The following is a 15,170-nucleotide window of genomic DNA, read 5'->3' as shown; positions in this document are numbered from 1 at the left end:
GACCAGCCGTGTTATGGAAGTTTTGACGTTCGATGTGTAGCAGTTCAGTGACCAACAGTGGAGCGCGCCCGCTTCTCGTCCATTTCCACATATTCAAGAATGCCGGAAGCACGATTGAAGACATCCTGCGGCGGAATTTCGAGGATCTCCATCTCGCCTATGACTTGGCGGACCCCACAGGGCAGATTGGTAACGACGATGTTCTTCGGTTTATCGATAGGGAGCAGCAGATGGCGGCCCTCAGCTCACATCAAATTTCCTATCCGATCTTCTGCGGGCGCGAGTTAGAAATCTATTCCCTGTTTTTTCTGCGACACCCAATCGACAGGATAGCGTCAAGTCTCCGCTATCTATTTCAACGCATGGCCCACGAGGACCCGCCACGGTATGCTGAGTATTCGAGTCTGCAGGATTACATGAAACGCTCCATAGATGCGGGGGTTTGCGACAATTTTCAGGTCTATCTTCTTTCTCGTAGTACCATCATGAAGGCTGGGCTGCCAGACGCAAGCTGGGAGGCTCGGCGCGATATCGCGATCGAGAATATAGTGACCAGCAGGTTCTTCGGCTTGGTGGAACGGTTCGAGGAAAGCCTTTTGTTGATGAGGCGGTATCTCGAGCCTGTCTTTCCGGACTTCAGGTACGACTACGAACGGCAGAATACCTCCAATGAACAGTCGTCTCTTTCGTTGAGGATAGCTGAGTTCGAGGAGTCAATCGGATGCGATCGCATGCGTAGGCTAACAGTGGAGAACGAATTCGACCTCGCCGTCTATGAATTCGCCTGGAAAGAGTTTCAAAGGCGGCTCGTGGAATTGGGCTGACTCGATCCCAATTGAGTCGCCTAGCGCTGGCGGAGCCGCGTTGGAGCCGGATTTCTTCCTTTTGTTGCCTTCGCTGAACAGCAGACGACTGCGTGCTCTCCCTGTGGACCTCGCCTTTTAAATAAGAAGTCAGTCGACAAGGGTCAGTTGAAAAAGGCCTGACATGACGGAAGTTCGCTGCCAGGGAGTCGAGGATGTCCCGACTTTGTGAAGCGGCGGATCATGGTCGCGGAACCACAAGCCTAGGCAACTGACTTGACAGCCCTTTTGAGCGGCCAGGAATCAACCAGGTAGGGAGAAACTAAGGGCAGTGAATACCCTGCGCATTTGGTAACTCCGGTCTATGTCGAACACCGTTAATGAGACCCGCCGGGTTGGTAAACCGAACGGCCTTAAAACACTGCCGCGGGTACCACCGTCCATGTCAAGCGACGTAAGAGATGCCACCGCATGAGTGAGAGTCCCGGAAATTACCGTCCTGATATCGATGGCCTTCGCGCTATAGCCGTTGCCTCGGTCGTCAGTTTCCATGCGTTCCCCTCATCCCTCGGGGGTGGCTTTGTCGGCGTCGACATTTTCTTCGTAATCTCGGGATTCCTAATTACTCGTATTCTCCTGAAGGCCCTTGATCACGGGAGGTTCAGCGTCTCCGAGTTCTATTATCGGCGGATCACTCGGATTTTTCCCGCACTCTGTCTTGTCTTGGCGGCCACCTTGGGCATTGGGTGGGTGAGTTTACTGGCCCATGAATACCAACAGCTCGGGAAACATACTGCGGGGGCTGGAGTTTTCGCCTCCAATCTCATTCTCTGGAGCGAGAGTGGGTACTTTGACAACGCTGCATTGACTAAGCCGTTGCTTCATTTGTGGTCACTGGGTATCGAAGAGCAGTTCTATATTTTCTGGCCGATTCTTCTGGCTTTAGCGTGGAAAAGCAAACGAGGACTAGGTGGCTTGACCGCTGGTCTTGCTGTCGCCTCGTTTCTTTTGTGCGTGATTCAAACGAAAGGGAATCAAACCGCCGCGTTCTACTCTCCCGCAGCCCGATGCTGGGAGCTCATGCTTGGCGCACTCCTGAGTCAGTTCGCGATGCGCAGTGCGGTGCCCGCACGAGCCGAAATGTATGAGTTTCCTAAGTTGTTTGGAGTGCGGCGATCGGGAGGAAGTCAAAGGCAGGCTATTCGTCAGTTAGCTCGGAATGGCGCCTCGTTTACTGGTGTACTACTCATCGCATTGGCTGTGCTCTTCGTGAGAGAGAGCGATTTTCCAGGTACCGCTGCTCTTTGGCCGGTTCTGGGTACAGTGCTGGTTATCGCGGCCGGCGACACCGCCTGGATTAACCGGCATATTCTTTCTGCAAAGCCCTTAGTATTACTCGGTCTCGTTAGTTATCCTTTATATCTTTGGCATTGGCCTCTGCTCTCGATAGTGAACATAATGCAAGCTAGCCCGACGCCCCTGATGCGCGCAGGCCTCGTCGCGGGCGCTCTGGTTTGCGCTGTTCTAACTTATCTCTTGGTCGAGCGGCCGATGCGATACGGACCTAAGCGCCACGCCTACGTGGGTGCGCTTGTCTTGTCTCTGGCCGCTGTCTCCTTTTTGGGGCTTTGGGTCTTTCTAAATCACGGGGTGGCCTCGCGCGCCGCGGTTGTAGAGAACCTGAGTCTGGACTCAGGCCTTGACGGGGGTTGGCCGAACAATGCCTCGCCCTGCGACTTTTTACACACAGAGGAACGGAAATTGGTGAACTGCGCGGTTGACCGACGAAGAGTCAGCCCTAGGTTTGCATTGGTTGGCGACAGCAAGGCGGGCGCCATTTTCCCAGGCTTATTCCGGACCGCGCCGGAAGGAAGTCCTTGGATTTATTTCGGCTCTGGGGACGCCGGTCCACTTTTGCCAGTGTTCTCGTCCGACCCTCTATATGCATTTTACAATCGAAAAGCGGCGACGATTGCTATGGAAAGTGTCTTACGCGAACCTAGCGTGAGTACGGTGGTCATTGCCGCCGCAACTAGGGCACTTTTTCAACTAAAGAACGACTATTCGATCGACGACCTGCCCGAGAGCGCTCACCTGAGCGTCGCCCTCGATGGCCTCGATCGGTTCGTACAACGAATTGTTTCGGGCGGTAGGCGGGTCGTATTGGTCGAAGATAACCCGACATTGCCACATATGGAGGACTGCCTAGATCGCAAAACTAGCCTGACGTGGCTTGATAAATTGATCGCGAAACCTTCGAGTCCAGCCTGTTATCTTCGCCTAGACAGACATCTTCAATTGTCGGAGCAATACCGCCGCATGTTGGCGAGCATTCAGGAAAGGCACCCTATGCAGGTTCAAATCTTCCGGACAATGCCGATCCTATGCGACGTTGAGAAAGGCGTGTGCCCACCAAGTCGAGAGGGCCGCCTTCTTTATGGCGCCACTGACCACATTTCGGACTTTGCGTCAACCCTTGTCGGCCAGGCGCTGAATAGGTTCGTGCTTTCGGAGGGCGGACCGGGCTCCGGAGCGGGCGCACTCGACAAATTCCCATAGTGATATGGGGGCGGATCAGGGTTGATGCAGCGGCGAGCTATGGCGACGCTTTGCAATGTTGCATATCAAAGGGTTCCGAGATGTTCCCGGAGCTTCCCCACTATACCTTGGCAGTTCGCAACATTAAAGGCGCGGTGATATGCCGAGCGCAAGGTTTGAATCACATGCTCATTCGCTGTTAGGCCTTGGCGCCGAAGCATAATAACGAAGTTGTGCAGGGTGAGCGTACTTTGAAAGACTGACTCAGCTAAGGGTTGAATGCGTCGCCATTCAGTTTCGGAATTTAGGACTTTCGAGTATCGAAGGATTTCAGGTTTGAGATGCTTTTGGCTGAGCACATACTGCGCGGCCCCGCGTAGTCGGATTCGTTCAATGAAGTTTTCGAGCTTGACGCCGCGTATTATGTGGCTACGCGCTTTCGGATGATAGACCACTGTGAGGCCAAGGTCCGAGAGCCGGTAGCCCAGTTCGATGTCCTCACAACCGAAGCGGAAGATGGGATCAAATACGCCGTTCAGCAACAGGAAATCCCGCTTGCAAGAGGTGCGTCCACGCCAGAAGTGCTGATAGTCCAGTTCTTCACCTTCCGTCAAGTGCTCATAGGAAAGCAGGTAGTCGCCTGTTCCTGTGAGGAAATCCATTAGCGGATCGTCAGCGATTTCGGGCGCCAGATCGGTGTGGCCCAGCACGGCATGGTGTGGCCCTGGGTATGCGCGATGTGCGATAAGGTGCTCCTCGAGCAGCCGCGGATCGGCAACATGATCGTCATGTAAGAACAGGACGATCGGCGCTTGGGCCAGGAAGACACCATGGTTCTTTGCGGCGGCAAGCCCAGAATTGTTTTGAAAAGCGTAACGTACTCGGAAGCGGTCGGTGAAGCCGTTGACTATGGGGTGTGTATTGTCCCAAGAACCATCATCGATGATGACCACTTCAAATTGGTCCGGATACAGTGTCTGGGCGGCAAGGGCCCTCAATACCCTGGGAAGATATGCATCGCGGTTGAATGTGGTGACGATCGCGGAAATCAGCGGTCGGTCAGACATCGGTTTGTCCTACGTTCTCCTCGCCAATCCGCGCCTCATGCACGGTCGCATAGGATTCGACGATGGAAAACGCTTCGCGGATGTCAAGATGCCTTCGTTGAGTGAGGAAATCCTGCATCTGCCGTTCCGCATCCGGGAGACGGCAGTGGCTCACTGGTTTTCGCAGGTCTCGGGCGATCGGGACCTTGTCGACGATCCCTAGCCGCAGCGACCGCTGCGCGAGAACTACCGGCCAAATAGAGTCATAGCCCCAGCCCATCGGTGATTCCTCGTCGAACGGTATCAGGGAGTCGAAAGCTGCGCGGCTAATCGAGAACAGCGGGGCAGTCCCGACGAAGTTTGTTTGGCGAGCGTCGAGTCCTGGGAATTGCCTCACGAAGCAGTGATCAATAAAACTCTGTGGCGTAAGTGCCGGTTGTGCGAGGGAGAACCTGCAATGGGAGACGACATCAAGGTATTCGTCGAGGAATTGCGGCGGGAGGCGGATGTCGTCATCCATGACGAGGACGAACTCATACTTCTGAAATTTCTGCTCAGCAAGCAAACGGTTCAGCAGGGTGAATTTCGGAGTTGGTCTCCGTGCGATCAAGGATGTCACGTTGCTCAGTGACGCGGAGACTGAACCGCTACCGAGCGCGGCCCACGATTGTTCGACTTGCCAGCATCTGGCTGAAGAAAGCTCGTGCGTAATCGTACCCGCATAGCTTTCATGATCGAGCAGGTAAACGCCGACGACTAGGGCGCAGCCGCTCTTTCTCATCGTGATTGCCCGAAGTCGGTTGCTATATCCCCATCGTCGGAAGCTGCGGAGAGCAACTCAGCATTGGACGATGTGCCGGACAATAGGGAACTGATATTCTGCTTGATTGAACGAGTTGAAAACATCTGATCGAGATGTTTCAACCCATTCGCCGAGATTTGTGCCCAAAGTAGTGGATCGTTGTACAGTGACAAAACCGCTCTCGCAAAGTCGCCAGGTGAGTCAGCGATCAGGGTATGCTGGCCGTGCTCAAGAAGCATTCCCTCAGCGCCAATGGAAGTCGTCACTGAGGGCAGTCCATAGCTTAAGGCCTGCCCCAACTTCCCCTTCATGCCGGCCCCGTAACGCAGTGGAACTATGAACACACGGCTGGCCTCAAAATAGGATGATGCATCCTCGACATAGCCGAGCGCGCGAATCCCGGAACCTTGAAGGCTACGGATCGAGTCGGGCATGTTGCTGCCGACGATCACGCATTCGATATGCGGAATGTCCTCGCGGATCAAGGGAAAAATGTCAGTCGCGAAATAGTGAACTGCGTCGACGTTCGGACGATGCGAAAACCCGCCTATGAAAAAGAGGTCCTTGCGCTCGGAAAAGGCAGGGATATGTGTGGCAAGCTCGTGGACATTTGGTACCACTGTGACGCGACTTCCGGGCGCGAGCTCCCTCAGTAAGTCTCGCTCTCGCTCAGTTATTGCGACGGTGACATCGGCGCAGCCCGCACAAACTGTTTCGATTTTCCGATAGTAGCTTGCCAGCTCCAACTTTTCCGGATTTCCAGAGACTTCCGCCTCGCGCGCCAAACGCAGATAATGAAGGTCGATGGAATCGAAAATAACCTGAGCGTTGGTCGCATAGGCGCGTATCCACGGCAAATACTCAAAAGCAATCTCCGGAAAGCAGAGCCACACATTCGCATACAGATGACCGGTTGTCACCAGTTCGCGGAGTCCTTGTGCTGCGCCATAGGTGACCTGCACGCCGATACTGCGCAATGCTCCCTCGTATCTCCCGAGTTCCGCGGCCGACAGCTGGATAGCCGGATGCAGATGGTGCTCGTCCTTTCGATGGTGGAGCAATAGGTCAACCGAGTATCCGCTCTGATGCATGAACTTCAACAGCGCATACTGGCGGGCCGAGCCGCTTGAGCGGTCTGGGGTCGGGAGCCAAAGATCTATCATTAGTACGCGCCGCTTTCCTGGGCATGCCTCGGGCATTCGTGGTAGTCGGGCCAGATGTGAGCCTAAAGTGTCACCATTGGCTACCCGAGCGCTGAGGATAGGGGCGAGGAGTTCGGGCAGCGATGTTGGCGATCGAGCGGATGCCGGGCTGGTGTGCTCATCCGTCGTTAGTGCCGTGCTTTCGGTAACGCCGACTTCCCTGCTGTGCCTCATCCTTTCGAATGCGACCCACGCTTGATAACTCGCGGTTCGTGAAAACACAGGCCGTAAGGTGGAGAACACGAAAGACTTGGCCTGGAGTTTATGTTCCACCTTCAGCGGGATGGCGATATAAAAGTCCCGGATCAGCCTGCCGAGCCGGCCCTTGGTTATCTTTAGGGTTTCGGAGATCCCGCGTATCGGTGCGGTGGCGCGCCAGGATCGCGATTTCGTAAGCGACTCGATTCGCCGCTGCGTTTCGGTGAGTTCGCGCGACAAATCGGCCACCCGTTGCTCGCGCTCCTGGGCTTCGGTCAGGGCGGCGTCCGCCGCTTTTTCACGCTGCCGCAGGTTAGTCTCAAATGTTCTGTAGCCCTCTTCGAGTTGTGCTTTGGCTTCATTTAGGTTCCTGAAATTCCCAAGCGAATGCTCCAGCCGCCGTTCTCTATCGCCCAGGTAAGGTAAGAAACGGCTCAGATCTTGCCACGTGGACTCAATTCGCCGCCATTCCGGGGTCTCAGGCAAGGAATCTATGCTCAGGCTACTGTCAGCGACACGCAGCAACGTTTCGTATACCAGTTCGACGATGCCGCCGAACGCCGGTTGCCCCGACAGGCTTCGTGGCGGGTAATGCGTATGGCGCATGCTGGGTGTCAGAAACCGGCGTACATAGACCGAGCGCGCGAGCTTCTCCGCCGAGGGCTTCTTCCAACCAAAAGCGTCGGCAATCCGACCCATCTCGCGTGGCGGGTTGTCCAACAGTCGATCGTAATCAACGATTACCCTCGGGTGCCCGACGGTATCGGACACTGCGGCGAGAAGGTGCTGCAACCAAAGCAAACAGGATTTTTCTGCCGCGAACTGATCGCGGGTGTGCAGCGAAGCCGCCACGCTGAGAGGGTTGCGAAGCGCGATCACATATCCGGGTTGCATGCCAGCGGCACGGAAGACGTCGCGCCAGAATGGTAACAGCCTTGTTGTACGGGGATCCTTGAACCCGAATGGGCGAGACGGGCCCGCGGTGCGTGAGAGGGTTTCGACTGCAAGGGCGTGTAGATCCGCTATCGCCGGATCGTTGACCCGCCAGTCGGTGATCGGAGCGATTGCATCCCACCGAGAGTCCAAGGCACCCAACAAGCGCTCATTCAAGCCCACGACGTCGAGGTTCTCCCAAAACCCCTTGACGTTATAGGCGTTCACCGCCTCCATCAGATTATCTCCGAGATCGACGCCCAACTCGATGAGGCCGCGCGCCAGGGCACTCGTGCCGCATCGGTGCATGCCCAAAACGACGGCCAGATTGACTCCAGAGCTCATCGGCGCGATCACATCTGAATGTTCGCGGTAGTTGGAGCGGCGATGGGGGGGGGCTATGGAAGACATGACAGGAAGGTGGTGTCGAGAATCTGTAATCTTAGGCGGAGCGGCCTATGCCTTGACGACTGTAACCGTTCTCTCCGGCACGGGGTTGCCGGAGAAAGAGTGCTCCAATCTGAACGCCGATCCGCGCCCGATTCAAAGGCCTATCGCAAGTTGTGGAGATAAACCCCGCCATCAGGTTAGCATGAAAAACCTTGTAAAGTATTTCCCCACGATGGGTGATGTCGTTCCCTTTTCGCGTCAACTGGGCTCACCCCCTTTCCGTCATGAAGAGTCAGAACTATAAGCGTTCCTGCTTCAACCGGCCGACCTAGTCGCGAGTCCGTCAGAGCACCATGACGAGGGCGAGAGCGAAAGTCCCCCAATGCAAGGTATCGATTCCACTCACGGGACCGCCGACAGACGGCGTTCACGGCAACAATTTTCGTAAACGGCAACGTGGGCCTGACAGATTTCCTTGATTGTGGGTGGAGGGACGATCCGAGCGCTCAAGCTCTCCCAGAGGCGTTGCGTGGTCGCCGCTTCAATCAAACGCCCTGCCAAATCCTTCGGGTCACCCACCCGGAAGTGTAAACCCGTCTCGTATGGCCGAACCTTCTCAGCCATCCCACCGATGTCGCTGCAGATAACTGGCTTCCCGTGGGAAAAAGCTTCCTGAATTACAAGCGGAGAGTTCTCCCACCAAATGGACGGCACTACTACCCAATCAACGTCCTGCATGATACTGGACAACGCTTCTCGTTGGTACGCCCCATAAAACCCGGCGGCAGTGCCAATCTCCGCGAGCAGTTGCCGGAACCGGCGCTGAAACGTTGCCGGCTGCTTCTCTAGGCCGCTTCCGTAGATCGAGAGGCAGAGCGACTCGCCGGATAAGCCCTGGCTTAGCAGCATGGCTTCCAGAAGTACCGTGACGCCCTTGAATAGGTTGATTTGTCCGAAATAGGCGAAGCGATTTCTTACCTTCTGTAGCGTTGGAACAAATGTGGTTGTGGGCGCTATAGGCGGTTGTCCGTTTTCCAGAAATATCATTCGCGAAGGGTCCAAACCCCAATCCACGTAACGATCGAACAGAAATCTACTGGGGCAAATGAATTTATCAACCAATGCGAGAAACGATTTGATATAGAGTTCGCGCAGAATAAACTCTTCCGTACGTTTCCCCGGAAAGCAATTCGCGCAGGCGGAGGGAGAGGCCTGCCAGCAAAGTTCCTGGCCGTTTGTGGTCACCATTTGGCCGTAATTGCAACAGATTGCGAGATATTCGTGTAGAGTAAGAACTATCGCAACCTCGCTGGAATAGTTGCGAACCTCGCGGATTAACTCAAGGCCTATGAGAATATAATGCTGAAAGTGCACCACATCCGGCTGTGTTCGCTTCAGGAACAGTCTAAACGCACCCAGCACGTCGCGGGTTTGTTCTAGGCCAATAACTGAGAAATGGAAGTAGTCGAAATGTTCGGACGTAAACAGTGTCTCGTTTGCGTGGTCGGGATAATCAAAAAATGTTCGACTGCCCCGACTTTCGATGGGGTCCGATCGGTGAGCCAAGAAAAAGGCCTCGCACTCGGGCCTCTCCTTAAGCTCTTGGAAAAGTCCGTAGGCAACATTCTCCCCACCGCCAAATGAGAAGGCCGGGTGCGCGTGACTAATTACAAGGATACGCATCCCATTCGCCTTCTTGTGGCCCGGCCGAATATCCTCGGCTTAAATCGCTAGAACCAGTTGACCGTCGATCACTCAGCCATCGATTGTATTCAATTATGAATTGCCAGGCGTGTGCATTCTGCAACGAGTATCGCGTAGGCTGCTTGAGGTGGTAAAGCGCCAACGTTTCCAGTTGATAGTTGATCTTGCCTAAACCACCCAGCCTACGACAGAAGTCTTTATCTGAAAAGGCGCCCCATAAAAAATCCTCGTCAAGGCCTCCGATTTCGAAATATAGTGTGCGATCGACCATAAGGCACGCTCCGGATATTGTGGGCACGGCATGTTTTCCGGAGTGCTCTCCGAGATGATTGCCAAATCCGCTCATGCTCTCTTTCTGCGTTTGAAGCTGTTCGTTTGACGTCGTCTTTTGTGGGAGTAGGTGTAGTCCGCTTGAGCGTTCGCCTTGTTCGAGTAGTCTCACTCCCAGTGCCCCTATATTCGGAAGTACAGCGTATGCACTCGTCATGGCTTTCAGCCATCCCTTGGCGGTAGGGAGAACGTCCGGGTGAAGTAGGAGAAGTAACTGTGCTCGAGCATATTCTGCGGCAATATTAGTGGCTTGGGCGTAACCTATGTCAGCGCTGCTGACGAGTACCCTAAATGCCAGTCCAAATAACGGCTCTAGCTGATCACACCAACGTGCGAAATGCTCATTGAGGTCCGCCTCCTCAAGTACAAATATTAGTTCCCCATCTTCCCAGTCGGCGTCATCCGCGAATAGACTAAGCTGGAACCGCATGCACTCTATCGGTAAAAAGAACGGAACTATGACGGAAACTGATGGGGCCTCTGGCTGTTTTCCAAATTGGAATTCCCTGGCCATGGGCCGATGCTGTTCCCTCGTCCTCCAGAGAACCGATACGGCATGTCCGAGTTTGTCTATCACGGCGTCCAAGTTCTTTCTATCCGGGACATAGCAGCTAGCCAAGTACTGAATTAAGTTTAATCTGTCGGTCGCTGGTTCGCAGACTGCCACTGATGGCAGTTGGCGGTGGCCGCCCCGAAAATGGGCGGTAACCTTGCAAACAGAGTGGGGTAGGTCAATCGCTGTTGGGGTTGGGATCCACGCCCAAAAGCCAACCTCGGAATTTCGCGGCACCCTTCCGATGGCGTTGAAGAAACAAGCTAGGTCCGGCCGGTGGTAGAAGGCCAATTCCCGTGCATGAATGTTTAAGGCATGGTCATTACCGAAGGTGCAGCTGAAAAGGTCAAGTGATGCCGAGAATTCAGCAATCCATCCGTTTAAAAGTAAACCCTCAAGAGGTAGATGGATAATCTTGTCGATGTGAAGTTGCAGAGCGCTGTTTTCGGTGTAGTCCACACCTAACGCGGCCGCTCGCTGTTGATAATCAAGCCATGCTTGATAGCTGGAAGTCCCTTTCAAGAGCGGGGACAGTGCTCGAAACGTTACTTGCTTGACTCTCAACTTCCAGGCCGTTGAGATTGGCGCTACCCGATATGCCGTTCGTACCGATTGGGCTCCCTGGGTGAGCAAGCGCAGGACGATAGAGCGAAACAATCGCTGGATTGGCGTTAGCATGATCGTCAGAAAGCCTTTGGTGAGATGATCCAGTGAGAGCCCAGGTTTGGTCAAGCTTGCCTTTCGAGGTCCGCATGTTTTGCGTGGTCTGTGTACCGCACACGCGACAAGTGAGACGTTGAAGCGAGCCGTAATTGACTGAGTCAGGGAGTCTTCCGGTCAAAAGGCAGGTTCTGCCTTGGGGCAGGATCGATTTGCCCAACTGTGAGGCGGGACATGGCGGCCGGACGCGCGAAACAGGGGATCGCGAGGCCGCTGTTCGACAGTTGAAATGATTGCCGTTACCGAACCACCCATGAACCTCCTCTAAGCCGTAGCTTACTCGTCCGGCTATCACGTACTGCGCCTTTCCTGCGGGCGGGGGCAGTCACAACTTGCGGGCAGTCCGGGTCGCGTGGTTTTCCTGTGGAGTCCTCACCGGAAACTAGCTGATCCCTGGAACGGTGACCACATGCCCCAGAGGGGCGGGAAGGGATGATCTTCTAAGTCGATTGCCCCCGGACTGACGTCTTGGCTGAGGCCCAGGGGAGACCACGCGACCCGGCTAGGCACAGCGCGAAGCGCTCGCGAAAATTTTCCCAAAATTCAGCCGGCGGTAACCATCGTAAAGCTGTTCGTGCGGCAATGTCAGGGATCCCGTTTCATAAGCAACAGATACCGACAGTCCCAGCGACAGGCGCGCGCAGGCCATTTCACGGAGTCGACAACGGCAAGTCCGCGACATGGCTCGGGTTCCTGCTGGACGCTCTCGTATAGATGGCTTCGTATTGATCAACCACTTTCGCAATGTCGAACCGCGCCGCAACCTTCGGAACCATTTGCCGAGCTTCATTATAAAATTGGCTATCGGCGGCGAAACGAGCGATCATCGACGCGCCTTCGTGAATCGGCAACGTCCAATCGAAGAGTGAAAAAAGGCCTCCCGCGACGCCGCCTTGTGGATGCGTCAGCATATCTCTAATTTCGCCAATATCGCTGGCGAGCACTGGCGCTCCGGCCAACAGGCACTCAATTACCGACAGCGGAAAACTCTCACCCTTAAATCGTGACGGGAGAAAACCAAGATTCGAGGCAGCGAAATAGTCGATCGGGTTTTCGACGAACCCCAAAAGATGTACATAATGAGGGAGTGTTTCGGATTTCAGCTCATCGTAGATCACGCCATCACCGAGAACTACCAGATGTATGTCACGATCAACCAGGGTGCGTGCTTCCTTCACCATCATTATCGCTTCACGCCAACCCTTCTCGGCCGTCCCGCGACTGGCGAGGCAGAGTACAAACGCACCAATCGGCACTCCGAGGAAATCTCGGGATACAGGGGAAATTTTTGGCGGTTTGATCCCATTGCCAATCTTGGTAAATCGCTCTGCCTGAAAGAAACCTCTTTGCTTAAAAGGCTGCAAGTTCTTCTCAGCAATGTATATCCATTCGTCAACGCTCCGCATGATCGTCGGGAGCTTGGCATCAATATAGTCGGGGTTATCAGTCTCGTAAAGGCCATGCATTGTGACCACATGCCGCACGTTCTGGTGCCGTCGTTGGATGTTCTCAGCGAGAAAATGGTCGACAAACGTGTGGTGGCTGTGAATGATTTCAATACCGAAATCATCGATAAGCTCATCAAGGCTGCAGGAAAGCCGTGAACGGTCCACCAGGGGAATCTCTGGAGGCAGCATCCTGCGCACGAGCGGATTGGGTTCGGCGCCATGGAAATCAAAAAACGTAACGGCGTACCCGCGTTCCTTGAGCGCCGCAGCGAGGCGTACGGGAAAGATTTCACCGCCGCCGGCACACAGCGAGAAGCCAACCATAAGGATGTTGGGCTTACGCGAAAGAGTCGCGCCGCTTGGCTTTTCAGGGCTGTAAAGTTGCTCAAATGTGGGTGTGGTCGAGGTACCTTCAGGGCAATTCGTTTGCCAGAATCGCTCGATAATCTGTCGATGTCTGTTCAAAACATCGCTGGGTGTGTTATAGAGCTTGGCGACTTCGATAGCGACACGTTCGTGTTCTCGATAGTAGGCATCGGAGGTTTGCGTACTGACTGAAGTGTTCTGCGTATGGAACCGATAGTAGCTATTGGTTTCCGGAGTAAAGGCCAACTTCCCGCCGCGGATTAGGTTTAAATAGAAGATCCAGTCCCCGCACAACCTCATTTTGGCCCAATCATCGTTTTCCAACAAAGGCATATGGGTTGGCTTACGAAACACGACGCTACTGACGTTCGGAATTGAATTCTTGATCCCAAGCGACTCGATCACTTCTCTGTGAGCCGTTTGAACATAACTGTGCGACCATCTATGTTCGTCGATTTCGGCAAGGTAAGTCTCAAAGCTGAATGTCAGCGGTCGGCCTTCGACATTCACGAAGATGTTTCGACAGTAAGCCAGTTGTACTGCCTCATCACTGAAGAAAGGAACTAGGCGGGACAGGAAATCTTCGTCACAAAAGTCGTCGCTCTCGGCAATCCAGATCAGGTCGCCGCGCGCAAGCGTTAGACCCTTCTTCCATTGTGCGAAGACGTTCCCGCTGTTGGCAGCGTTGGCGTGCAACTGGGTGATTTCATGGTGGCGGCGGGTGAAATCCTGAAGGATCGTCCAGCTGTTATCGGTGGAGCAATCGTCCAGGAGGATGACGGTGAAGTTGCGGTACGTTTGCCCATAGATGCTGTCGAGCCGCTGCTCCAGGAAAGGTGCATGGTTGAAATTTGGGACGATGACGGTTACTTCCGGACTCCGCGGATACGGAGAGTCCACCGGGGCTCGAAAGTGGAGGGGGCCGACGCCCGATCCATCGGGATAGACTGTTCCTGTTCTGGAATCCGCGGGATCGACCGCCTGGCTAGAATCAATCTCATTGATTGCGGCGTTGACTGCCCTGGGCTCTGAAATCGTCCCGCTGAATTTCGACGACTCGGCGGCCAGAAAGGAAGTGTGTCGTGGCGGTTGGTCCGACTCCGACCGTGCTCGGCCGGTTGCGACGGTTCTGATAATCGGGTGGAGCAACGCCAAGGCGCGGGTCTTTATGATGGCAAGCTTGGCGGATGTATGTGTTGACGGCGCCGCGAGTTGGGCCCGGACCCATTTGCCAACTTTAAGCCGCACTTCCGGCAGTCCGAGTTTTAGGAACCGAACGGGTGCCATCAGCCGCCAAGAGGTCGAGGCGTATAGCTCCGCGAGGTTCGCATCACGCTCGGTAAGGGCCCGCATTAGGTCAGCGATCTGTTCGTTACGCTCCAGAATAGTTCGATTGAGGGAGGCGATGTGGCTGTCACGGGCGGCGTTAGTACGTCTGAGATCCGCCAGCTGCGCTGTGAGGTTGTTGACGATCTGCTCCAAATCAGGTGGAACCGAATCCCTTATGCCGTCGAGCACTGGAGACGGCTCACAAACACAATCGGTGTCTATGGTAACGTCGTACATGTCGGTGGGTGAATGTGGCTTCATTCGGCAAATCTGGCTAGCGTGGACTCTTTGGTGCATTGGCTTGGGAGTGGATCGCTCATCGTATCGCACGGGATGAAAGACGGAACGCTCTTTGTCCGGCTCTGTTGTGGAATGTCAAGAGCCACGGTGATTCGCGGGACGCTACCATGATCACGTGATATAGGAGCTTCAATGCCATGGTCGAGAGATTCTTCCACGCCCGCCAACAGAACTGACCCCATTATCGCCGTTTTGAGACGCGGGAGCAGGCCCAGCAGAAAGTCTTCTAGTACATCTATGTATTATTCGACCGGCAGCGGAAGCATTCGACGCTTGGCTATGGAACTCCCGCCGAGTTCGATTAATAGTACCGAAAAGTCGCCTGATTTTGTGCCTGGCTAAGCCTAGCCAGATCTCTTTGATTGCTTTCTCTCGTTCATCTCGACACACATCGTCACTTTATCTCTATGGTCTCATTTGCGGTTGTGTGTCCGGTCTACTCTAGCCAAGTCAACCTTCACGCCGACGCCGAAATTTAAACTCAAGCCACTGCGAATCCTCAGTAGCC

8 protein-coding genes are annotated in these 15,170 nt (G+C 54.6%); 2 read left to right on the top strand and 6 right to left on the bottom strand.

All coding sequences use genetic code 11. The annotated features are described in order from the left end of the window. The first annotated feature begins 47 nt into the window (after positions 1-47). Both ACW73L_RS08215 and ACW73L_RS08210 read left to right on the top strand, forming a co-directional pair. Positions 48-824 carry a sulfotransferase family 2 domain-containing protein gene (locus ACW73L_RS08215; protein ID WP_498921246.1) on the top strand — a complete coding sequence of 259 codons (777 nt, stop codon included), beginning with the start codon at positions 48-50 and terminating at the stop codon, positions 822-824. 450 nt (positions 825-1,274) lie between these two features. Continuing rightward, positions 1,275-3,362 (top strand): acyltransferase family protein, encoded by a 2,088-nt coding sequence (locus ACW73L_RS08210; RefSeq protein WP_498921245.1) that lies wholly within the window; start codon positions 1,275-1,277, stop codon positions 3,360-3,362. Between the two features lie 65 nt (positions 3,363-3,427). Here the strand turns inward: ACW73L_RS08210 and ACW73L_RS08205 are convergent, their stop codons facing one another. The 6 genes from ACW73L_RS08205 to ACW73L_RS08180 all read right to left on the bottom strand — a co-directional run bounded on the left by ACW73L_RS08205 (position 3,428) and on the right by ACW73L_RS08180 (position 14,623). After that, positions 3,428-4,408, bottom strand: coding sequence for a glycosyltransferase family 2 protein (locus ACW73L_RS08205; protein WP_498921243.1), 981 nt, complete (start codon positions 4,406-4,408; stop codon positions 3,428-3,430). Continuing rightward, positions 4,401-5,168 carry a hypothetical protein gene (locus ACW73L_RS08200; RefSeq protein ID WP_498921241.1) on the bottom strand — a complete coding sequence of 256 codons (768 nt, stop codon included), beginning with the start codon at positions 5,166-5,168 and terminating at the stop codon, positions 4,401-4,403. The genes ACW73L_RS08205 and ACW73L_RS08200 overlap by 8 nt, the downstream gene beginning before the upstream one ends. Beyond that, entirely contained in the window at positions 5,165-7,933 is a 2,769-nt protein-coding gene (locus ACW73L_RS08195) for a glycosyltransferase (RefSeq protein WP_498921240.1), read from the bottom strand. Before ACW73L_RS08195 ends, ACW73L_RS08200 begins: the two co-directional genes overlap by 4 nt. A 381-nt stretch (positions 7,934-8,314) precedes the next feature. Continuing rightward, positions 8,315-9,595 (bottom strand): glycosyltransferase family 4 protein, encoded by a 1,281-nt coding sequence (locus tag ACW73L_RS08190; protein WP_498921239.1) that lies wholly within the window; start codon positions 9,593-9,595, stop codon positions 8,315-8,317. Then, positions 9,576-11,231, bottom strand: coding sequence for a glycosyltransferase family 2 protein (locus ACW73L_RS08185; RefSeq protein ID WP_498921238.1), 1,656 nt, complete (start codon positions 11,229-11,231; stop codon positions 9,576-9,578). The genes ACW73L_RS08190 and ACW73L_RS08185 overlap by 20 nt, the downstream gene beginning before the upstream one ends. Before the next feature lie 638 nt (positions 11,232-11,869). Next, positions 11,870-14,623 carry a glycosyltransferase gene (locus ACW73L_RS08180; RefSeq protein WP_498921237.1) on the bottom strand — a complete coding sequence of 918 codons (2,754 nt, stop codon included), beginning with the start codon at positions 14,621-14,623 and terminating at the stop codon, positions 11,870-11,872. Positions 14,624-15,170: the final 547 nt, after the last annotated feature.

This window comes from Methylolobus aquaticus, assembly GCF_054172105.1.
This window is presented reverse-complemented; position numbering and strand designations above follow the sequence as displayed.